Source organism: Sphingomonas sp. UYP23 (assembly GCF_054059235.1).
The window spans coordinates 2,712,351-2,734,860 of the sequence record NZ_JBSSBX010000001.1; the positions used below are offsets into that span (position 1 = coordinate 2,712,351).

The 22,510-nt window shown below is 63.3% G+C and carries 17 protein-coding genes; 6 read left to right on the plus strand and 11 right to left on the minus strand.

The features are described from left to right. The first annotated feature begins 115 nt into the window (after nt 1–115). Nucleotides 116–685 (plus strand): hypothetical protein, encoded by a 570-nt coding sequence (locus ACVWYO_RS13445; RefSeq protein ID WP_457351547.1) that lies wholly within the window; start codon nt 116–118, stop codon nt 683–685. A gap of 496 nt (nt 686–1,181) precedes the next feature. Here ACVWYO_RS13445 and ACVWYO_RS13450 read toward each other — a convergent pair whose 3' ends face one another. Together ACVWYO_RS13450 and ACVWYO_RS13455 are read right to left on the minus strand one after the other, a co-directional pair. Beyond that, nucleotides 1,182–2,624: a CapA family protein gene (locus ACVWYO_RS13450; protein WP_457351549.1), complete on the minus strand. Its 1,443-nt coding sequence runs from the start codon at nt 2,622–2,624 to the stop codon at nt 1,182–1,184. Between the two features lie 11 nt (nt 2,625–2,635). Further along, nucleotides 2,636–5,608 carry a TonB-dependent receptor plug domain-containing protein gene (locus tag ACVWYO_RS13455; RefSeq protein WP_457351551.1) on the minus strand — a complete coding sequence of 991 codons (2,973 nt, stop codon included), beginning with the start codon at nt 5,606–5,608 and terminating at the stop codon, nt 2,636–2,638. A 212-nt stretch (nt 5,609–5,820) separates the two neighbouring features. Here ACVWYO_RS13455 and ACVWYO_RS13460 point away from each other — a divergent pair, with 212 nt between their 5' ends. Genes ACVWYO_RS13460 through ACVWYO_RS13470 form a run of 3 tightly spaced genes read left to right on the plus strand, consistent with a single transcriptional unit; the run spans nt 5,821 to nt 8,910 of the window. Beyond that, nucleotides 5,821–6,498 (plus strand): response regulator transcription factor, encoded by a 678-nt coding sequence (locus tag ACVWYO_RS13460; protein ID WP_457351553.1) that lies wholly within the window; start codon nt 5,821–5,823, stop codon nt 6,496–6,498. A gap of 31 nt (nt 6,499–6,529) precedes the next feature. After that, on the plus strand, nt 6,530–7,864 hold the full coding sequence (locus ACVWYO_RS13465; protein ID WP_457351555.1) for a sensor histidine kinase: 1,335 nt from the start codon (nt 6,530–6,532) through the stop codon (nt 7,862–7,864). After that, nucleotides 7,861–8,910 carry an ABC transporter substrate-binding protein gene (locus tag ACVWYO_RS13470; RefSeq protein ID WP_457351557.1) on the plus strand — a complete coding sequence of 350 codons (1,050 nt, stop codon included), beginning with the start codon at nt 7,861–7,863 and terminating at the stop codon, nt 8,908–8,910. Before ACVWYO_RS13465 ends, ACVWYO_RS13470 begins: the two co-directional genes overlap by 4 nt. Before the next feature lies 1 nt (nt 8,911). Here ACVWYO_RS13470 and ACVWYO_RS13475 read toward each other — a convergent pair whose 3' ends face one another. From ACVWYO_RS13475 to ACVWYO_RS13485, 3 genes are all read right to left on the minus strand, one after another. Beyond that, on the minus strand, nt 8,912–10,228 hold the full coding sequence (locus ACVWYO_RS13475; protein ID WP_457351558.1) for a 2-hydroxycarboxylate transporter family protein: 1,317 nt from the start codon (nt 10,226–10,228) through the stop codon (nt 8,912–8,914). Beyond that, on the minus strand, nt 10,225–12,096 hold the full coding sequence (locus ACVWYO_RS13480) for a CocE/NonD family hydrolase (RefSeq protein WP_457351559.1): 1,872 nt from the start codon (nt 12,094–12,096) through the stop codon (nt 10,225–10,227). Before ACVWYO_RS13480 ends, ACVWYO_RS13475 begins: the two co-directional genes overlap by 4 nt. A gap of 1,126 nt (nt 12,097–13,222) precedes the next feature. Next, nucleotides 13,223–13,678, minus strand: coding sequence for a hypothetical protein (locus ACVWYO_RS13485; protein ID WP_457351561.1), 456 nt, complete (start codon nt 13,676–13,678; stop codon nt 13,223–13,225). Here ACVWYO_RS13485 and ACVWYO_RS13490 point away from each other — a divergent pair. Beyond that, nucleotides 13,658–15,358 (plus strand): DEAD/DEAH box helicase, encoded by a 1,701-nt coding sequence (locus ACVWYO_RS13490; RefSeq protein ID WP_457351563.1) that lies wholly within the window; start codon nt 13,658–13,660, stop codon nt 15,356–15,358. The two genes, ACVWYO_RS13485 and ACVWYO_RS13490, sit on opposite strands and share 21 nt — an antisense overlap. 41 nt (nt 15,359–15,399) lie before the next feature. Beyond that, a complete protein-coding gene (locus ACVWYO_RS13495) occupies nt 15,400–16,275 on the plus strand; it encodes a DEAD/DEAH box helicase (protein ID WP_457351565.1) in 876 nt (291 codons plus the stop codon). Nucleotides 16,276–16,902: 627 nt separating this feature from the next. Here the strand turns inward: ACVWYO_RS13495 and ACVWYO_RS13500 are convergent. From ACVWYO_RS13500 to ACVWYO_RS13525, 6 genes are all read right to left on the minus strand, one after another. Continuing rightward, the gene (locus ACVWYO_RS13500) at nt 16,903–17,613 is read right to left on the minus strand and encodes a hypothetical protein (RefSeq protein ID WP_457351567.1); all 711 of its coding nucleotides are present in this window, start codon (nt 17,611–17,613) and stop codon (nt 16,903–16,905) included. 21 nt (nt 17,614–17,634) lie between these two features. Beyond that, complete coding sequence (locus tag ACVWYO_RS13505) at nt 17,635–17,943, minus strand: hypothetical protein (protein ID WP_457351569.1); 309 nt, start codon at nt 17,941–17,943, stop codon at nt 17,635–17,637. A gap of 28 nt (nt 17,944–17,971) precedes the next feature. Then, nucleotides 17,972–18,832: a ParB/RepB/Spo0J family partition protein gene (locus ACVWYO_RS13510; protein WP_457351571.1), complete on the minus strand. Its 861-nt coding sequence runs from the start codon at nt 18,830–18,832 to the stop codon at nt 17,972–17,974. Nucleotides 18,833–18,907: 75 nt separating this feature from the next. Then, on the minus strand, nt 18,908–21,295 hold the full coding sequence (locus ACVWYO_RS13515) for a hypothetical protein (protein ID WP_457351573.1): 2,388 nt from the start codon (nt 21,293–21,295) through the stop codon (nt 18,908–18,910). Then, entirely contained in the window at nt 21,292–21,576 is a 285-nt protein-coding gene (locus ACVWYO_RS13520; protein ID WP_457351575.1) for a hypothetical protein, read from the minus strand. The genes ACVWYO_RS13515 and ACVWYO_RS13520 overlap by 4 nt, the downstream gene beginning before the upstream one ends. Nucleotides 21,577–21,578: 2 nt before the next feature. Then, nucleotides 21,579–22,454, minus strand: coding sequence for a hypothetical protein (locus ACVWYO_RS13525; protein ID WP_457351577.1), 876 nt, complete (start codon nt 22,452–22,454; stop codon nt 21,579–21,581). Between the last annotated feature and the right edge of the window lie 56 nt (nt 22,455–22,510).

A 22,510-nucleotide genomic window follows, 5' to 3' on the forward strand; every position in this document is an offset into this window, starting at 1 on the left:
GTGTCTCAGATTGTTCAAGCGTTTTCTTTGCTGCGTTGGTTGGTCGTGCCATTAAGGGCGTGTGTCGCCGAATTCCCAAACCGGACTCGCTCTTCGATATGCGCAGGCGATCCCGGTGCTGATGTCGGCCTGTGATATTGATCCTTCGGCACGCACCGCGTTCGACGCACGTGTCCGCCAGTTGCAGCGCCACGGCCTACCATCACGCGACGGCGCGCGAGCAGCTGGTCCGCTCGATTACGGCATCGTTGAACTGGCGGCACTCGCCACCGCAATACGCCTTATGGCCGCGTTTATGGTGCCATCTCTAGCCGTCCGGTATGTTGTGGAGCGATGGGATACACTCGCGCCACTCCTTCTTTCCGGGGCTCGGCTAGCGCTACCGGCCAGTTACCTCGCACGCAGGCCAATCAGCGACGAGACGATCATCGTTATCGAGGCCACCGCGCTGGCGGACCTCGGCCGTCAGGGTCGGCACGACGAGCGATACGCCGGCACCCTCGGCAATCTTATTGCGGCGGCTCCTGTCACGCTTGACCACGCTGTACGGACGATAGGCGGCGCAGGACTTATTCTGGACACTCACGGCTATATGCCAGCCATCGTCGAAGGGTTCGCGCGGGGGACGTTGGCCACCGAGCAAGAACTGGCGCAGGAGCTCGACAGATTACGCTTCTCCGCCTGACACGTGAGATCCCGGTTACTGCTAACCGACAATCGTACGGTTGACCCAATCCCCGCCATTCCCGAAGAATATTCGCGTCCCCAACTTCCGACTTTCACTCAGCCATGCGCGATCGCCCTGCGGCGCAGCGGGAACGGCGAGAAGTGGGACATTGCGGCCATTCCAGCAGCAGGGGCCGGACTGCAGCTTCCGACGGAAGCCGACGTTCGCGATCTGGGCATCACCTCACCGTTAAACGAGTATCTTTGGCCGATTACGGTCCCGCAGAATCTTGGGAACTCGGCTCGAATAGCTGTCACTGGAGAGTGTGCGTTAAGCCGCGGCATGGTTTTAAAAGGTCACACCGGACAGTATGCGTCCTTAGCCGCGATCCACTCCGCTCGTTCGTCCATCGACCCTTTCACAAAGAATGGTCTTTCTTGTAGATCGCGATAGTTCAGCAGTTGTGACAAAGCGAAGATTTAGCTGCGGGCAGTTGCAATTGCGCAATGCGCCGTCAGCCCGCTGTTTGGGACTTCGGTGGCACCTTGATGACCCCCTCATTCCCAACCACCTGAATTTGGGTGCCATAACGAAACGATAAGACTTGTAGGCGGGCGAGGATGCGCGTGGCGACGGCGGGCGGCGCGAGGCGGGGGAGTCCCCGATCAGCGTCGCGTCCGCCGGTCCAGTGCAGTTCGACCGGATAGAGCCGGATCTCCGTGACATTCCCGCGAGCGTCAAAGCGGCTCTTGGCAACGACGCTCTCAAACCATTCGCTGCCCTTGAACACGCCGGTCACGCGCTGCCGCTCCAGATATTCACTCTCGGTAGCGGCATCAGGATCGCTATGGGACCCTTCATATTCGTCGCGGGTCAGCGGGTGCAGGTTGTTGTACATGAAAAAGAAGTTGCCGAGCGAGTAGAAGATCGGCTTTCCCTTGTAGATCTCGATCCCGCGCAGCTGATGTGGTCCGTGGCCGATGAACATATCGGCGCCTTCGTCGATCGCCTTGTGCGCCAAGACCGGCAGGAAATCGGGCGGCGTCTCGTCATAATTGCCCGGTTCATGCGCGTGGAGTGTCGCGATCGTAAAGTCGGAGGATTGCTTGGCATCCCGGATCGACCGCAAATCCGCCGCAAGATCGGCGGGGTTCATGATGAAGGCGTAAGCGACGCTGTTGCCTATCGTGGCGCTCGCTCGATACTTGCCGCCGAACAGCGTGACCGTTCCCGTCGCACGGTCGCCGGCGAAGACGCTGTCGCGCACAGACCCGGCCGGCTGCGCGTCGCGGATCGCAGCGAGCTGCGCGAGCCGCTCGGGAGAGACCAGCATGAAGCGCGTGGTGCGCAAGCCGTTGATGCCGGGTCGCCCAGGCACCTCGCCGAGCGGATCGGCAGCGATCGAGTCGGCTTCGAAGCGCGAGGCCATGCCGACCATCGCTACGCGACCGCCGGAGGTGGTCAGCCGCGCGGGCGCGCGAGCCTGCGACAATGTTTCTCCGCTGCCGGCATGGACGAGCCCCGCTTCGTCCAGCAGCCGATCGGTGCCGAGCAGGCCTTTCACGCCCCAGTCGGTCGCATGGTTGTTGGCACGGTTGACGAGCGTGAAGCCCATCGCCTTGAGATCGGCCGGAACCTTGGGTGAGAAGAGCAGCCACCCGCCGCCCGACTGCGCGGCGGGGTAGCCGCCGAAGCCGTGCAGATCGACCGCCGTCCCCTCGAAATTACCGAACGTGACGTCGCTCGATCGCAGCAGCCTCATGAGATCAGGCGCGGTGCGCTCCAGCAAAGCGCTGGTGGGTTGCGTCATGATCAGATCGCCGACCGCCGTGACGGTGAAACCGTCACGAACGTTGGCGTCAATCCAGTTGGGCGACAGCGCGCCTTCCCCGGGCCCCGCGACGGCGACTGAAGCAAGCGACAGCGTCACCGCGGCGACCAACGTTTTCCAGACCATGTCCGTGCGTCTCAGAACTTGAACCGCACGCCGCCCTTGAACAGCGTGCCGACGATATCATAGGTCGGCGACGCGTTCAGGCCATAGCCGAAGCCGAACCCGCGCGGCGGCTTCACGTTGAACACATTGTTGACGTTGACGAAGAACTGCGAGTCCGAGCCCATCAACTTGAGGCGATATTCGATATCGAGATCAGTGTAGAAGCGGCTGGCGACATGGTTGTCGTCGATCGCATTCGGCACCGAATACGCGTTATCGATGACGCCAGCGCCAATGTAACGATTGGTGACCGATGCCTGGAAGCCGCCATTGTCGTAGGTCGCGGTAGACTGAATCGTCCAGTGCGGCTGCGACGGCGTCGAACTGCCAGAGCCTGTGGACGTGGCCGAGGCAATCGAGCCGGCGATGTCGACCGCGGTGACCCCGTCTGAGGTCACGAACTTGTCGACATAGTTGGTCAGCACGCGGATGCCGACGTTGCCTGGCATCCGCGCCCCAAAGATGGCGCTCAGCGGCGTGCGGTAGCTCGCCTCGATATCGAGTCCCGACGTTTCAAGGTAATTGAGATTGATGTTGGTCGACTGGATGGCAGTGATGCTGCCGCCGACACGGATGATCTGTGCGCACAGCGCCTGGTTGCCTGCATAGCAGCGGTTTACGATGTCCTGGCTGCTGAGCGTCGAGATCACGTTATCGATTTTGATGTGGTAATAATCGACCGACAGCGAAAAGCCGGGAAAAAAGCGCGGCTGCAGGACAATGCCGCCCGAGAAAGTGTTGGCCGTCTCGGGCTTCAGTGCGGCATTGCCACCGGTATATTGCGAGGTGTTAACCGTCGTCGAGGTCGAGATGGTCGGGTCGATAACCGATACGCGAGCCTGCACCGCGCCGGTGTAGAGTTCCTGCAGGCTCGGCGCCCGAATGTCGCGCGAGCGCGTAACCCGGAACGTTACGTCGGGAATCGGCTTCCAGGTGGCGCCGCCCTTCCAAGTCACCACGCTGCCGCTAGTGCTGTAGTCTGTCACGCGGCCGGCGAGATTGAGTTCGAGCGACTTGGTGAAAGACGCGTCCTTGATCAGTGGGACGATGGCTTCCGCGAAGCCCTCCTTTACGTCGTATTTGCCGTTGTAGGGCTGCGGGTTGCCGATCACGAAGGCCGACGCCTGCGACAGCGAGTCGGAGGTCGCGTCGATCCGCTCGGCGCGGTACGATCCGCCCGCCGCGATCGATACTTCGCCCGCCCAGGTCGAGAAGGGGCTGCCTTGGAGCGATCCTTCGACCACGTGCTGCTGATAGGTCTGGCTGGTGAATTGCGAGCCAGTGATATAGTTTATCGCTGCTTGCGACGCCGCGCCCACGCCGAAGATGTTGAGTGGCTGGCAGCCGTTGGTTGGGTTGGTCAGCGTCGAGCGGCATACAATTGTGCCCGCAGCGATCCCCGCCGCATTTCCGGCGGGCGCTGCCACCGCATCGACCGCAAGGTTGGCATTGGCGACGATCAGGTTCTTTGCGATCGTCGCAAAATAGGTGTTTCGGCCGTACTGATAATACAGGTCCCACGACCAGCCCTTGCCGAACGTTCCCTTCAGCCCGCCGACCGCGCGATAGGTAGTGTTGACGTTTCGAACCGGCTCGTTGCCGTACCAGTCGTCGTTGATGCGACCGACGTTGAGGTAGCGCGGGCCCGCAGCTGTGCCGCCGCCCGGCCCGGAAAGCTGCGCCGCGACCGATGCGGGAAGAAAAGGATTGTCGGCGGTGACCGAGAACCACGTCGTCGCGCTGGTGCCGAACCGATAGGGCGGCACGGTATAGGACGTGCCGATCCGGCTGCGCGTGTAGAGGCCTTCGACATAAGCGGTGATGCCGCTGTTTATGTCGAACTCAGCGTGCGAGAAGCCGCTCAGGCGCTGCGACGGGTTTACCGCGCTGATGCCGTCGTAGAGCGACGTGTAGGCGTTGACGTAGTCGCTGCCGGCAGGAGCGATCATGTTGCCGGTTGCGTTGACGTAAGTGCCGTACTGGAACTGATAAGGCGCGCCGCCGACTCCGAACGCGGTGCCCTTCAGGGCACAATTGGCGATATTGGCGCCCGTTGCGCTACGGCAGCCGTCGACTAGGCCGCCATGCGTCATGTAAGAGGTGACGATCCCCTGCGACACAACGTAGCGCTGGATCTGCCCATTGGTCGCCGTGTAGGTCGGGTTGTTGATGATGCCGGGCTTGGCCGCCAGGAAATCGCGGGCGAGCAGCCGCACTGGACCGTTCTGGTAGAACTCCACCGAACCGATCACGCGCAAACGGTCGTCGAGGAAATGTTTGCCGAACGCGAGCGAAGCGTCGCCCTCGGGTGCGTCGCCGTGGCTGGAGATGCCGCCCGAAAGCTCGCCCTTTACTCCGGTGAATTTCGTGTCGAGCACGAAGTTGATGACGCCCGAGACCGCATCCGAACCATAAGCCGCCGACGCGCCGCCGGTGACGACGTCGATGCGCGAGACAAGCGCGCTTGGAAGGATGTTGACGTCGACGACGCCATTGCCGGTCGAGGGCACGACACGGCGCCGATCGAGCAGCACGAGGTTGCGATTAGCACCTAGCCCGCGCAGGTCGAGCTTGCCTTGCCCGCCATTCGAACTGCTGTTGCTGCCGCTCTGCGCGCCGCCCTGGTTGCGGAACTGCGGCAGCGTGCGGGCGAAATCGGCGAGGCGCGTGACGCCGGTCTGGTGGAGCTGTTCGGCGCCGAGCACGGTCACCGGGGTCGGCGCCTGGTAGCCGTTGCGCGTGATGCGCGAACCGGTGACGACGATATCGCTGGGCGCGGCGTCGGCAGCGGGCGTCTGGTCGGCCACCTGGGTCGAAGGGGTTGCGCTCTCCTGCGCTGCGCTGGCGGCGGGGGATGTGGGCTGCGGCCCGGTTGCGACCTGCGCCAACACCGCCGACGGCGCGAGCATGGCGATCAACGAACTACCGATAAGAAATCGTCGCATGAGAAGCCCCCTTGATTGGCGCGCCGGCCGGCTTCGTTCTCGCGAAATCCAGCAGTGCCAGTCTTGGATATGCAAACAAACTGTCATCAACCTATCGAGCACACGGCCTTTCTGAAACTTCAGCGTGGACCCGACGATAGGTTGATGACAGGATTCCGCTCACACGCTGCGGCAGGATGCTACGCGACGACATTCCTGACGGGGGCGAGGCGATGCGGATCCTGGTGGTGGAAGACGATCCCGAGCTCGGCGATGCCTTGCAGCGCCAGTTGCGGCGCGATGGACACGGCGTCGACTGGGAACGCGACGGCGATGCGGCGGACGATACGCTGCAACTTCAGGCGTATGAACTGATCGTGCTCGACATCAACCTGCCGGGTAGGAGTGGATTCGAGGTGTTGCGGGCGCTGCGACGGCGCGGCAACCGCACCCCGGTGCTGATGCTGACCGCACGCGCCGACATCGAGGACCGGGTCACTGCGCTCGACGTCGGCGCCGACGATTATCTCGCCAAGCCGTTCGACTTTCGCGAGCTTCAGGCCCGCTGCCGTGCTTTGCTGCGTCGGACGCAGGGCATCGCCGAGGGCGCGACGACGATCGGCACCCTCATCTTCGATCGTGGTGCGCGTTCGGTACGGATCGGCGACGTGCAATTGGCGCTGCCCAATCGCGAATTCCGTTTACTCGAAATCTTTGTCGGCAACCTCGGCAAGGCGCTCAGCAAGGCACAGATTGTCGGCCAAATCTTCGATTTCGACGATGTCGTCGCCGACAATGTCATCGAACTGTATGTCGGGCGCCTGCGCAAGAAGCTTGGTGATGCGCTGCACATCCGCACTGTGCGTGGATTTGGATATGTCGCGGAAACGACGCCGACGCATGACGCGTAGGCTTTCCCTCCGATCACGGCTCGCGATCGTGATGATCCCGGTCTTCCTGGTCGGCATGTCGCTCGTCTATCTCACCGCGCGTACCTATGGCGAGCTGACGGCGGACCGATCGTTCGACCGCGTGCTCGAGGGATCGGCGATTTCGATCTTCGAGACGCTGTCGGTCTCGGACAGCGGCATTCGCGTCGACCTGCCCTATGCAGCGCTGGAGATGTTGTCGGCTGCCCCCGACGACCAGGTCTTCTATAGCGTCGTTGGACCGGACGGGCGGACGTTGACCGGCTATGACGACCTGCCGGGCGCGGCCGCCGATGGAAGCACCGCCCCGCGCGACAAGCAGGACGTGCCGCGCTTTCTTGATGCCGAGTATCGCGGCAAGCGCGTGCGGATCGTGATTGTCGGGCGCGAGGTGGTGTATCACGGACACAAGGGTTGGGTCCGGGTCGAGGTCGCCCAGACGCGGCTCGCGCGCGACGGCGTGGCGCGCGAGTCGGTGTTGCACGCGTTGCTGCCGATCGTGATGTTCAGCGTGCTCGCCCTTGCCTTGGTGTGGTTTGGCATCTCGAGCGCGTTGCAACCGCTGCGCGCGGTTGGCGCGGAGTTGACGCAGCGCGACCCCGCCGATCTGCATGCGATCGATGCCGCGGTGCCGGCGGAAATCGTGCCGCTGACCTTGGCAATCAACGGCTTCATGGGGCGGCTCGACGTCAATCTCTTGGCGATGAAGGCGTTCATTGCCGACGCATCGCACCAGCTGCGCACCCCACTCGCTGCAATGCTGGCGCAGGCCTATGCCACGCCGCGCGACGATCCAGCGGCGCTCCGCCGTAGCCTAGCGGCAATCGAGCGCAGCGGTACCAAGCTGACCCATTTGCTCAACCAATTGCTGAGCGATGCGACGATTGCGCACCGCGCCGACCTACGCCACTTCAGTTCGCTCGACTTGCTACGGCTAATTAGCGACATGCTCGCCGACACCGTACGCAGTTTCGAAGAGAGCGACGTGCGCTTCACGACACCGCTCAAGACCGCGCTGCTAGTCGGCGACCGGTTGATGCTCGGCGAAGCGCTTAAGAACCTCGTCATCAACGCGATCCGGCATGGCGGCGGGGAAGTCGAGCTCGCGCTAACGAACGAACCAAACACGTACCGCGTGACGATCGCCGATCGCGGTCCGGGGATTGCGGCCAGTCAGCGCGAGCGCGTGTTCGAGCGTTTCGTCCGCGCCGATCGGTCGGAAGGCGCAGGGATCGGCCTCGCGATCGCCCGCCAGGCGATCGAATCGCATGGCGGCCACATCGCGCTCGACGATCGCGACGGTGGCGGTTTGCTCGTCACCATTCACTTGCCGCGGGACATCGTATGAAGCGCGCTTTGCTCCTCCCGCTGCTGCTCGCAAGCTGCGACCGCGCTCCCGACTGGTCGCAAGGCGAACCCTTCGGTCCGTTGACGATCTACGGCACGCTCGGCGAGAACGCCTTTCGTCCGCTGGCGCAGGATTTCGCGCGACGCCATCCCGGCGTGAAGCTGCACTACGTCAAGCTCAACGCGAGCCCCCTCTATGACCGCTACCGCGCCGAACATGCTGCCGGCCACCCCCACGCCGATCTGCTGATCGGGTCGGCAATGGATCTGCAGGTCAAGCTTGCTAATGACGGCTATGCCGCCACGCATCGGTCGGCAAACGTCGACGCGCTCCCAAACTGGGCGAAGTGGCGCGGACAAGTCTTCGCGGTTACGCTCGAGCCCGTCGTGATGGTGTTCAACCGGACCGCAATGGCCGGCCGCGCGCTGCCGCAATCGCGGCCGCAATTGCTCGACGCGCTCAACGCCGATCCCGCTTTCTGGCGTGGTCGCGTCATCACCTATGACATCCGCACCAGCAGCGTCGGCTATCTACTGGCGTCGCTCGACGCGCGGCAAGGGTTCGATTTCGGCTCGTTGATGCAGGCGTTCCGGAACGTGCGCTTACAGACCTCCAGCGACACGACCGCCATGTTCGACGCGATCGAGCATGGCCGGGCGGTGATGGGTTACAATCTGCTCGGCTCCTACGCCTGGCGGCGCCAACGCGCCGGCGCGCCGATCACGATCGTCTATCCGCATGACTATACGCTGGCGGTATCGCGCGTTGCGCTCGTCCCGGCCGATGCGCCGCACGCCAAGGCGGCGCACGTTTTCCTCGACTTCCTGCTCTCGAACGAGGGGCAGCGCGCCCTGGTCGATCGCAGCCAGCTCGCCGCGGTCAAGGCCGGCGTTCACAATCCGAACGAAGAGCTCGACATGACCGGCGCCAATTCCGGCCCGATCCGGCCGGTCGCGCTCGGTCCCGGGTTGCTAACCTATCTCGACCAGCAGAAGCGTGCCCGGCTGATCGAGATATGGAGCCGCTCGACCGACGCTTTGCCCTGACTCAACCGAGCTGCCGGTAGAGGATCAGGGTGATGGTGACGACGATCGCACCGGCGATCCGCGTCGCGATCTGCGCAAACGGCATAAGCTGCATCCGGTTGGCAGCAGTCAGGATCGCGACATCGCCTGTGCCGCCCTGCCCGCTGTGGCACGCCGTGACGATCGCGGCATCGATCGGATACAGGCCAACGCGCGTTGCCGTGACGAAGCCGGTTCCGACCATCGCAGTAACGGTCGCGAAGATTGTCACGATATTGGCAAGATGGAACGCTGCAACCAGTTCATCCCATGGTGTCAACGCGACACCGATCGCGAACAGCAGCGGATAGGTCACCGCGATGCGAAAGAAGGATGCCACCTGCGCCGTACCGCGCTCAAGCTCGGGCGAAACGATGCGCCAAAGCTTGCAAGCCACCGCAAGCGCCAACATCATGACGGGCGCCGGAAATCCGAATGCGACCTGACATAACGAGCCAGCGAGATAGAGCGTCGTGATCAGCAATGTCGCCGCGCCGACGGTTTCGACCGACGCTGGCATCGGGGGGAGCGAGGTGAAGAAGGGCGTGTCCTCTGCGTCGTCCACGCTCAACCGTCCCTCGCCGGTCCAGTTCGGCCTGCGCTTGCCAAGGGCGTTCAGTCCGCCCGCCAACAGGATCGCGGTGAGGCTGCCGAACATCACGGCGGGCAGGATGCGTGCGAGCAACACGCCCGACTCGCCCATTCCCATCGCTGCATAGCCAAGCGACAGCGGGATCGCGCCCTCACCCACGCCACCCGCCATGATCGGCGCGACGAGATAGAAGAACACATAGCGTGGGGCGAGGCCGAACGCCGCGCCGACCGCGAGGCCAGTCCCCGTCGCCGCGACCGACCCGGCGAAGAGCGGCACGAAAATGCGCAGAAACCCCGCGATCAACTTGCGTCGGTCCATTCCGAGGATGCTGCCGACGATCACGCACGCTATGAACAGATACAGGAAATTGCTGTCCTTGGTGAAGCTGGTCACCGACGTTACGATCGCCTTGGGCAGGACATGCGCGTAGACCAGCCACGACGGCAGGAACGTCGCCAGGATCGCCGCGGCGCCGACACTGCGCAGAACCGGCAGCCGCTTGCCAATCTCCGCACAGGCGAAACCGCCGATCGATAGCAGCGCGATATTGACAAGGATGTCGGCCTTGACCGTGCCCAATGTCACGAAACCGGCGAAGATCGCGATCAGCGCGACGAACAGCGGCACCGGCACGATGCCGACCCGCCGGTCGAGCAAAGCCCACCACCGCCGCCGCCCGTGCGCGACCTCATCGATCTGGCTCATGCGCGCCGTGGGATGATCGGCAGCATGACATGCGACGGTCGCTCGGGATCCACATGCACGCTATTGTGCGCGACCTGCCAATCGAGCGTTCCGCCCTCAGCGCCACCGGTGTTCGGGTTCACATCGAAGCGTGGAAAATTGCTCGACGAAACGTCCAGCCGGATGCGATGCCCGCGCTTGAAAAGGTTGGACGTCGGAAACGCGCGAACAGTGATCGGGTAGCTCTTGCCAGGCGTCATCAATTCGGGGTTCTCCCAACTGTCGCGATAACGACAGCGCAGGATGCCATCGGTCAGGTTCAACGCATACCCCTGCGGATAACCCACGCTCGGCGGATAGACGTCGATCAGCTTGATCGTGAAATCGGTGTCCGGCGCGTCGGAGCGGATCCACAGCTTGGCCTCAATCGCTCCGGTCACCTCTATATCGGCTTCAAGCGGCGCGGTCTGGAAGACGAGGACGTCAGGGCGCGCCTCGAGCGGTAAATAGGGCGCCGCGGTCCCGAACACGCCGGGCGCCTCGTGCTGGTCGAAGCCGCCGCCGAAAAAGAGCGGTTCGCCCGACGTGACCGCGCCGCCGATCGTCGGCACCGGATGCTGCGGATCGAAGCGATACGTCAACAGATCGCCCTCCGCGGTCGGCTGGGCCATGCCGAGCGCGCCGTCGGCATGCAAATAGAAGGCCGTCTCGCGACGATCGGGCAAAGGCCAATCTTTCTCTGACCGCCAGCGGCCACCGTGGATGAGGCGCCCGGCCGCGCTCTTCGCGCCGGTGCCACCGCCCATCACGAAGATTCGCACGGCAGGTTCGGTTGCGCCGGCATCAATCCGCTTCAGCGTGCGGTCGAACCAGCAGCGGCGGTACTCGAAGAAATCCATGCCGGTATCGGCATCAAGCGTCGCGCCTGGCCCGAACTCGACATCGCCGGCGAAGGTGGTCGACCGCGCACCATGCGTCCACGGCCCCATGATCAGCCGCACCGGCCTGTGCGAGCGCCGCGAGAGTGCCGCGTAATTGTCGGTCGCGGTCTTCGAATAGGGATCGTACCAGCCCGACATGTGCACCATCGCCGCATCGGGAAACCGATCGTAATACCCTTCCGCATAGATGCCGACCTGCTTCCAGAACGCGTCGAAGCGGCCGTGCTCCCACTGGTCGTAGACATAGTCCTCATATTCGGGAACCGCGCTCAACGGCGAGTGGCCGCGCTTCCACGGCATGCGCGCGAACCAGGCGCGCAGGTCGATCGCCTGCATCCGCGCCTTGAGCGTGGGGTCTGCCTCAACCTGCGGACTCTTGAGCCCGAAGTTGTGTGCCCAGGTCACCTGTTTCAGCTCGAACGCCCCACCTTGGCGGATGCCGTCCTGGTAGGCGTTCGAAAAACCGCCGCAATCGACGTACATCGCCTTCAGCCCGGGCGGGTTCAGGCATGCCATCGCGACCTGCGTATGCGCGGCGTAGGACAGGCCCATGCTGCCGATCTGCTTGTCCGACCAATCCTGCGCGACGATCCATGCGCACGTGTCGAAGCCATCCGCGGCGTCCGATAGATATTTGACGAAGGCGCCCTCGGAATCGTGGCGCCCGCGCACGTCCTGGAACACCACAGCATAGCCGTGCCGCACGAAGCCTGCGGCGACCTCGGCGCGGCTGCGTACCTCGCTGCTTCCGGCGGTAAAATCGCGATGAAGCGGCATGTTGCGGCCATAGGGCGTACGCTCGATCAGCGTCGGATAGCGACCGGGCACAACCTTGCCGCCCCGCGCCGGAAGATAGACATCGGTCGCAAGATGGATGCCGTCGCGCGCGCGAACTCGCACGTTGCTGCGCAGGGCCACGTCGAAGGGTTCAGGTTCGCTTCGCGCCAAAAGTGGCCCGCTTGCGCTCGATGCAGCGACGGCGCCTACAAAGGCCCGACGCGTGAGACGGAAGCTGCCGTAGTTCATCGATCTTGCCCCACACGTGATCGTGATGATCTAGGGATGCAATCTGTCAGCCACCTATCATTCGAGCCAGGCTTAGCATTCAACTGCCCAGCCGGCGACTTGATGAGTTCGCCGAAAATAGGAACGCGCCGCGTAGCTCAAAGCCGATATCGTGCTCCATCCGCGCAAGCATCAGAGTTATAACGAGAAATTTATCCGTTAAATCCTATTGCCGATTCGCATAAAACCATGCCGGAATGATATATTTAAATCGAAGGGATGCCTCGGAACGGAGTGCAGAACTGTCGGCTTCCGCTTCGACGAGCGAGCTTGGCAGCTTCCGTCAGAAACAGACATTCACCGGGGATGATGTGATCGACCGGATGTGGTCGGCAGGCGCCAAAGGGCCTCCGCTTCGCAGTCTGGCAAACGTTCTTCAGATGGCCAATCGGGCCGATGGAGAATGGCCATGGAGATGTCTGTAGCCGCTCTTGCTCGCTTGAACGGTATGGCTACCGATGATGTAGGGTTGGATCTGAGACTCAAGGTCGCGCTGTCGGTCGCTGCTAGCCCTGTGTTCTTGTGTTGAGCACGGCCGGGGCCTGGGTCCCTCAGCCTCGAAAAATGCGTGGCGATAGCGGCACGGTGATTGCCCAGAGGATGGCAGCGGGGCATCTTTTAATCTAGCAATTAAGCTATGATACCGGAGATCACCGATGCCGTCCTGAACCGCGCCGTTCAGACATTGCGCATGGTCAGCGCGGGGCGCGACTATTGGCAAAGGGGGATGGTCACTCGATTGGAGTTGGATCAAGGGGCCGGTATAATCCGGGCCACAGTGAACGGAACGTCGCGAACGCCGTATAAGGTCGAAATGCAGTTCGGATCAGGAACCGCGATCGCAACCAAATGCAGTTGCCCGGTCGGAATGGGCTGCAAACATGCGGCGGCCGCGATGTTCGCCGCAAGGCAGAGCCTCAAAGGCACGACAGCTGACACGCCGCCAGGTCGTGCAGCGACCCACCTCCCAACAATATTAGAGCGAACGTCCCCGACCGTCATGCCGCTTTCACCGGCATTGACGCAATGGGCGGCAGCGATGCGGCCGTTGGCCGAGCGATCCGGAGGTCGGCAAGTAATCCCCTTGGCGGAAATCCTCTATGTCATCCGGGCTCAAGCGGCCGTTGGAGGAATGCGGCTCTCGAAGAAGCGGACCCTCGCGGCTCTGGCGCCACCCGGAGGCCCGGTGCGCTTGATCGCCGAAGCCGTCGAGGTCGCCGTGGACGCAGGCGGCAAACCCGCCGGGACCGGGAAAAAGGTACAGGCCGCAGGATGGTACGGAACGCCTCATAGGTCGGAGCACATGACCGACGAAGATCTGCTCCTCGTCCGGCGCTTGCGGATGCGCGTCGGAGACTGTGATTTTGAGGGTTGCCTGACAGGTGTCGGTGGCGCTGACCTGTTTGAGCGGCTCCTTGTAACCGGCCGCGCGCGATGGGCATCGGTGCATGGTCCAGCCCTCCATCGGCTGCTCCCGATAGAGGCTAAGCTTGGCTGGGCGGATGACGATCTCGGCGGGACCAGACTGGTGGTCGAAGGCATCTTGCCGCACTGCGCTGTGGTGCTGCTCAGTCCGCCGGTTTGCATCGACACCGTAACTGGTGCCGTCGCGCCGCTCGACCTCAGCGTCTTACCCGCGATGGCCGAGCAGTTGTTACGGCTGCCCCCGATTGACGCTGGCGCCGTGGCGGCGCTGGCGGCACGCTGGCACGAATTCGCTCCGCCCAGCGTACCCGCTCCCACAGTGCCGGAGGTCCGCGATCTCGGCATGCTCACGCCGACACCGATTTTGTCGCTACGCATGGAGCAGGTCGAGCTGGAGGATCACTATAACCGGCGCCATCGCTATGCGAGCAAGATGCGCGTCGCGTGCGCAGTCGCTCGGCTCGGTTTCGACTATGCCGGAACGATCATCGACGCCGCGACCGCCGAAGGCTCTCTGATGGTCGGAGACGAGCAGGGGCTTGTTCGCTTCACTCGCGATCCTGAGGCTGAGTTTGCGGGGCTGGCGCGCTTGCTTCACACGGGCCTGATCCCGCTGGTCGAGTTCGAGGATCTCGATCCCGCTCCTCGGCAGGATTGGGATTATGCGCCCGAAATGCCAGCGACAGCCCAAGACTTCACATCGTTCCTGCTCGACGACGCGGAGATGCTGCGAACCGAAGGCTGGCGTATCGAGGTTGCACCCGATTTCCCGCTTCGCATCGTTGCCGCCGAGCCGGACAGCCTTTCCGTCGATGTCGTCCCGTCGGGCATCGACTGGTTCGACATCGAACTCGGTGCGACAATCGACGGAGAACGGATCGATCTCGTGCCGACGTTCCGCCGGTTGCTCACAACGATCGATGTGAACGATCTTGACACGATCGAACAGGAAATGGCCGGTACGGATCGGCTGTTTCCTGTTGCTCTCGGTAATGGCAAAGTCGTGACCGTCGAGGCCGCTTGTGTGCTGCCATTGCTGCGTGCCTTACTCATGCTCGCGGCGAACGATGGATCGGGGGCTTCGAAGGGGCGGCCGGGCTTCTCCCCGTTGGACCTTGGTTTGCTCGGCGAGATCGAGGCCACGACCCCAAACTTGCGGTGGGTTGGGGGCGACCAGCTGCGTCGCCTCGCACGGGAACTAACACAGCTTCGGCTTGCTGAGACGCCGCTTCCGAACGGCTTCGAGGCGACGCTACGGCCCTATCAGCAAACCGGGTTCGACTGGCTCGAGGCGCTCGCGCGCGCCGGGCTTGGCGGTCTGCTCGCCGACGATATGGGTCTCGGCAAGACCGTGCAGACGCTGGCGCACATCGCAGCGCAAAGAGCGGGCGGCTTGCTCAAGAAGCCGGTCCTGATCGTGGCGCCAACATCGGTGTTGCCCAACTGGCAGGCTGAGATCGAGCGCTTTGCGCCGGTGCTTTCGTCGCTTCTCTCCCACGGTCCCGATCGCCATAATCACCATGAGACCATCGCTGGGCACGATATCGTGTTGACCAGCTATCCTCTGCTGGTGCGCGACGCCGCGGTGTTCGCAAAAGAAAGCTTCGGCCTCGTTGTCTTCGACGAAGCGCATATGCTGAAGAACTCACAAACCGCGAGCCACGCAGCCGCCAGGGGGTTGATTGCCGACCGCAAGATCGCGCTCACGGGTACGCGGTAGAGAACCGGCTGACGGATGCGTGGGCGCTGTTCGAACTGGTCGTGCCGGGGTTGCTCGGCAGCAAGCGCGATTTCGTGCGCGACTATCGCAATCCGATCGAGAAGCATGGCGACACGGCTGCCAAGGTGCGGCTGGCACGTAAGCTCAGGCCGTTCATGCTGCGACGGACAAAGGACGAGGTTGCTTCCGATTTACCGGCAAAGTCGGTCGTCCCGCTTTCCATCACGCTTGGCGCAGCGCAGATGGCATTGCATGAGAGCCAGCGTATCCTGATGCAGGAGCGCATCCGCGAAGAGATCGCGCGCGTTGGGCTGATGCGGTCTCACATCGTGGTGCTTACCGCGTTGACCCGATTGCGGCAGGTCTGCTGCGATCCCCGGCTGCTCCCGGGCCAGGAAACGAAGTCGCCCGGCTCCGCAAAGCTCGAACGCCTGCTCGACCTTGTCGATGAGATGATCGCCGAAGGGCGCCGGATAATTCTGTTCAGCCAGTTCACATCGATGCTTGATCTGATCAAGCCGGAACTCGACCGGCGTCAACACGAGTGGGTCGAGCTCACGGGTAAGACCAAGGACCGCAAGACGCCCGTCGCTCGCTTCCAGTCGGGGGAGGTGCCATTGATACTGGTCAGTCTCAAAGCGGGCGGTACCGGGCTCAACCTCACGGCGGCGGACACTGTCATTCTCTACGATCCGTGGTGGAACCCGGCCGTCGAGGCGCAGGCGATCGATCGCGCGCATCGCATCGGTCAGCAAAAGCCCGTCTTCGTCTACCGTATGATCGCGACCGGAACGATCGAGGAGAAAATTCTGGCGCTTCAGCAGCGAAAGGCGGCATTGGCAGAAGCGCTCTGGAGCGAAGACGCTGCGACACCAGTGCATCTAACTGAGGATGATATCGCATTCCTATTGAGCTAGCCGCTGCAGTGTACATCCCTCGTACTCTGAGGAATGCCTCGTGTGATAAACGAAGTTCGGAATTTGCAAGGGCCCTCTGAGGTCAAACTCTCGCGTAACGCCCTGCTTCGCTCAGCGTGGCACGGGAGCTACATCCTCAGAGCAATTACCGATCATTGCCAGCCTGACGTCTGCTTCTGACAGGAGCAGACGTTCAAGACCCAAGTAAGGAATGACCGGGCTTGGTCGGGAGCGGTCCGCGCGCGGCGCGCCAACGAACGGCCGGTTGCCGCAGGTGCCCGCTCTAAAGCGGACACGCCGGTTTCCACCCAGAATAACCCTGAAACTAGCCGGTCCGCCCCTCACCGATGATCTGTCACCGGCGATCTCGGTGACCCAATCGCTGTGGGTTACGGGACGTTGGCGAGGGACAACCGTAATGTGGGCAGCGGAGCGGCGATCCTGTATTTTAATGGCTAAGCACCCTCAGCCGTAAATCGGCACGCCTGAAATAGATGGATACTGGGTTGCGACCGGCTCGCCAGGTGGATCGCCCTTATTTTTCAGAGAGATGTTTGCCGCATGCCTTGTAAAGGTATTACGAGCCGCAATACTCGGTAATTCAGGTCGTCATCGGCGCCTCACCGCCTAGGCGGACGCGAATGTGCGAATCGGCGCAAAGATCCTGCCGACCTGAACAGGCCCGCTACTATCAGCGACGAAGGCGATCACGAGCGGCTCGCTGCAGCAGTATTCGTTCGATCTGGCGTTGGTGTGACGCGCGTTTTTGTCGGACAGACGTGGCAACGACCTGCCGAGGCCGTGCTCATGTATTTGACCGATCCGGTCGGGGAGGGAGATGTTGACCGCGCCCCCGCCAAGAACGCAGAGCCGGCGCCGATGCTGGTCGACCACCTGCTTGGTCTGACGCAGCCCGTTTGCGATCTGGTCTAACCATAACGCGATCCTGCAGCAGATCGATTTTCGATCGGCCAGCGAGATGAGCGGTGACGGCTCCTGCGACATGTCAAACGACCATTTGCCCCCACGGACGATAGTCCAGCCCGAAACGCCACACATGTTGTCGCGTAGGTGCACCCCGATGTTCGGATGGCAGCCTGCATCAAATCTGGATCGGAGATATACGTTCTTGTCTGGGGTCAAATGCTCCCAGAGCGGCAGCTCACGCCATTCCTGAAGGGCAACGACGATGCGATGCAACGCAACGGGCATGGTTTCGGATACCCAGTGGTCAAGCAACACCTGCCACAACGGGTCCGTCCAATCCAACGCGTCAGGGTTTGGGTTCGTCATCTCGCCGGGTTCCAGTATCAGGCCAGTTGAGATCAACCGTTGCACACGCAGGCCCGTCCTGCAGCATCACGCATCTTTTACGTTCGTCAGGTTGGCACCCGCGCGGGCGGCGGTGTCCTGGATCAGCTGTTCACGAGTGTCGCATGCCATGACCGGAGCATCGTTCGACACCCAGGAGATATTTCCGCGCGCTGTGCAGTAGCAGCGCAGTTCCTTCATGGTGAGATACCAGTCGCTGGCCGGACAGGTCGCGCAAGCCGGTTCGGGATCGGGGTAGATTCCGACGGGCAGTTGGGCGAGCACTTTGCTTTCGTCTTCGCCGACCAGCCGGGTGACCGGCCCGAACCACATTGGAACCTGTTCGCTGGGTGTCATGATTTCACTCCTTGAGGGACGCGGTCGATCAGGCGTCGCGATCGAACCAGGTTTTCACCAGCTCGACGAACCGCTCGTTGACGAGGCGTGCGTATTCGAGACGGAAGCTGGGGTGCGCCTCGGTCATCGGCTTGACTTTGATGGTGAACCCACCGCGATGGTCAGGCAGGATCGTGGCGACGATGCGGTCGTGGCGGTTGCGAACCTCGACGGCCTTGATTTCGGTCTTGCCAGCGGCGGCGGCCTTAAGTTCGGCCGCGACACGTGGCGCCGTATAGCCCTTGCCGGCGATCAGCGCGGCACGCTCTGCGAGCTTTGCACGGCTGTCCGGATCCTCGACTAGCGGCGCCAGGTCGATCCACTGGCTGAGGCTGATCGCGCGGCGGTCGGCGAATGCATCGAGGATAACGTCGGGCACCTTGCGGAATGCGAGGCCGCGACTGAGAGTCGACTTGTCGATCCCGACCGCATTGGCAAGGTCGGCATCGGTCTTGAACGTAGTGCCTTCGCACAGCGCCGCCCAGCCACAGGCCAAGTCCCAGAAGCTGGGCGTCACCGCCTCGCGATCGTCGCGATAGGCGATGCCGATCGCCTCGGTGCGGGGCAGCTCGGCATGGACACGGATACGAAGCGGTATCCCGGCGACCGCGCAGGCGGCACAGCGGCGCGAGCCGGCGAGCAGCTCGACCACGCCATCGCCAGCGGTTTCGCCGTGCGCATCGTTGATCTGCCCGACCGCCTTGAGTTCGGCTGCGAGCCGGGCGATGCCGTCGGGATCGTGCGGCGTGCTGCCGCGCGGATTGAGTGGCGAGATGCGGACCGAGGCCGGATCGACCTGTATCACGCGGGTGGTGGCCTTGCGCGGCTGGAGCGGTAGTTGGTCGGTCATGTGAAGATCCTCGTGGTTCGATCTGCACGTCCTGCACGCCCGTGATGTACGTCAGCCATGTCAGTCATGTTCGTGTCACCGGACATGGGCGTGGTCCTCGGTAATGCCGGCGAGCCCGGTCCATAGCGGCACAAGGATGCGCTGGCGGAGTGCAGGCGCGATAGGCATGCCGAACAGCAGCGGCATTGCGGCCGTCACTGTCTGCACTTCGCGTGCAATCAGCCCGGCGTGGACGACGTTGCCGAGCGCCAGCGGCGCCCACATCGGTGCGCCGCTTGCGATCCAATTGTGAATCGACGTGTCGATACCGGGATAGAACCAAATCGCGGAAATACCGGTCTGCGCAACCGGCGTCAGCCTGGCCAGGCGATGGCGGCCTGACAATATGGCGGCGAGCGGCCGGTCGTGGCTGTACCCCTCTTTCCAGGTACGCGCGCGATCGACCCGATCGCGCAGCTGCTTGCCGGGATCGTTGTGCAAGGCCCGGAGGTCCGATGCACGGTCTCGAAGGCGTCGACCCTGGCTGAGCCGGTCGCCGTTATGTCCGATGTTGCGATCGTCGAACCGGCGCAACTCTACCGTTACCGGGCTCCGTGTCACGATCAAGGAGGGGCGCCAGTCGGTGCTGATGCCATCGGTCGGCAGGTCGATCGATTTCAGAACCGAGCGCAGCAGTTCGCGACTGGCGGCTGCCGCTTTGTCAGTACCGAACGTGGCGGGTGCCGCCTTGTCGGTTCCGAACGTGGGGGCAGCGCGATTTAGATCCCTGCGTCGCTGGTCGGCGAGGCGTGTGAATTTGGTGAAGGTGCGGTCGCGAAAGTCGCAGGGGAAGACGTCGTCGAGTGCCACCGTCAGCATGTCGGCAATCGTCAGTCCCATGTAGCGGGGCAGGTCGCGGTGGTAGTCGGTCGAGGCGTAGATCGGCTTGGCGCGCTCGGTGTCGGTGACCGTCGCCATCGTTGCCGGGTCCTGCATCGATCGTTCGAACGCAAAGTCGAGCCGCCCCGCCTGCAGCGTGGGCAACGGATGTGCCGGATCGAACGGCTTTTGCGCCAAAAACGCCTTTACCATGTGGTGAGAGAGGGCGCTTCCAGCCAGCCAGAAGCCGGCGCGGGTGGCGCTTGTCAGAGCATTAAGAACTTTCGACGCCGTGCTATACACAGCGTTGCCGAGCGTAGTGTCGAGCCGCGCGCCCGACAGCGGTTCGCGAGCGCGGTGCGCCTGCTCTATCGCAATCTCGCGGTAGCGCGCGACCTCGAACAGATCTGCCGCGGCACCGAGCGGACCGCCATAGGTCAGGCGAAACGCGCCTGAAGGCGCAGCCATCCATGGCAGCGCTTTAAACAGCCGATCGAGCCGCCGCGTGACGACGAGCTTGTAGACCAGGTCGGTCCGCACCAGCGCCAAGGCTGCAACGCGAGCCTGCATATCGGCACCGTTGAGACGGCTTAGATCACCGGTCGTATCCGGGCACCATGCTGCGGGGGCGGTCGGAGCTGGCCCAGAGGCGATCCCCACCTCCAGCCGCGCGGAAAGGTCATTCAGAGTCGCGGCGAACGTCGTGGCGATTGGCGGCGGTTTACGGCCTGTCGTAGGAAGCGCTTGGGTGATGCGGACCACCCGCTCGCCAATCTGCTCGCCGGCAGCGGTGAACAGGCCGATGCTTTCGACGAGGTCACGCGCATGATCGAGGGCGCGGTCGATCTTTTTGACGCGGTCGTAAGCGAGCATGCGGCTGGTCGCGGCATCCTCGATTGCAGTGATGCACGAACGCAGCCGCTGGAGGATTGCCGCGCGAGCAGCATCAATCTCTCGCCGCTTCGCGCGGACCGTGGAGTCCCGCAGCGCCTCTTCGATCACGCGTTCGAAAGCGGCAAGCATGTCGATGACCGCTCGCGCCGCGATCAACATGCCGGTGTCGATGAGCGGCGAGCCGGTCATTCCGCCACGTTGCGCAATCCAGGCCGCGCGAACCGCAGCAGCGGCTTGACGCTCGGCGACGATGAGCTCGCCCATGGCGCCGCCTGTAAACATACGATCGAGCCAGTTGGCTGCCCAGCCGATCTCCCAGCCGGCGACCCGCCAAAAGGCAGCCGGTGCATAGCGGATGCCGGTGATGTCGTAGAGCCATGCAAGAATGGCGTCGCGGCTCTGCGGCCGCGTGATGTGGCGGTGCCGGTAATCAGCGAGCACAGTCAATCCGAACCCGGGCAAGTACGGGCCGAGTTCGGGCTCGCGGGTGCCGACGATTGCGGCGCCTGGCCCGGTACCCGGGGCGCCAGGCCGCTCGCGGTATGGCAGGAACGCTTTGGCGAGATCGACGCCGGGCGGCACGATCGCGATCTGGTCGAGCGAGGCGGTGCCGTCGGGCAGGATCACCTCCGGCAAGATGATACGGCCGCGATGGACCAACCCTTCAATGTCTTCGCGGCTGTCACGGTGAAGTGCGCGATCCGGGGTCACTCCTCATCTCCCGTAAATGTTCTGACGAGTTCCCAGACGGCGAGAATATTGGTGCGCTGCTTCTCGGCCGCATCCCAGGTTTCGACGATCTCGCGCAGGCGCTCGGCATTATTGGCGAGGTCGACGATTTCAGCTTCACGAACGAGCAGGAGCTCGGGCCGGGCGGGGTCGAACCCGACGTAGATCAACTCGAGCTGGGCACGCACCGCGGTGAGCTGGGCGCGATAGCCGGTGATATCGCGGATTGTGACGCCGTCAACGATGATGGCGGTCTCCGCCATCGTCACGACTCCTTGCCCGTGAAGCGCAGATTTGCATCATGATCGCCGAGCCAGTTGGCGGCGTGGCCGCGCGTGAGGGCAGCCGGCAGATCTATGTCAAGCGTCTGCGCGGTCGTGACGGCGAGATGCCCCTGACGCGACAGCGGTGGCTTCCAGCGCCAGCGGCGATCGGGGTGGACGCGTTGGTGCGCGGCGAACCGCGCGCTGTCATCATGGTAGCGTGCCTCGGCGTCGCGGTGGAGGGCGGCCGCGCCGATGCGGGCGAGCCGCTTGCCACCCGCCTCGATGACGGGCACCAGCATTGCTCCGAACCGCTGGTCCTGCTGGTTCGGTGCCGCGTTCTCGAACCCGCGGTGCAAGACTTCGAGCGGCAGGGCGTAGAGGCCGCGATGCCCTTTGGCATGATGAGGCTTCAGCCCGAACGCGAGCGCCGTCTGGCCAAGCCCGAACTTCGGACGTTTCAGCCAGAATGGATCGATGCGACCGTGCTTGAGCAGATCGAGCTCGCCCGCCAGCACCTCGCCAGCGATCTCCAACATCGGGTCTGCTTCGCACACAGCGCGCAGCCGAAGCAGGAGATCGGCATCATCGTCGCCATCAGCGACGACCGCGTCGGTCAGGCGAGGGAGAACATCTCGCCAGCCGAGAGCGTTCACGCCGAGCACCGCGAGTATATGCTCGGCGCTAAAGCCGCGCTCGAGCAGCATGCCGCCCATGATGTAGCCGGCGTAGTGCGGGTGGTGTCCGAGGTCGGCCTGCTCGACGTCGAGCGCGACGTTCTTGTCGACCGCGCGTTGCCGGACGGCGCGGGCGTCGGCGATCAATCGGTTAAGGGTTTCGACGAGATCCTCATTGCAGGCTGGGGCGGGGTCGTTCATGGTCGCGTCTCCTTCGAGACGCATCGACCACGAACGCATGTATGCCAGCCATGTCA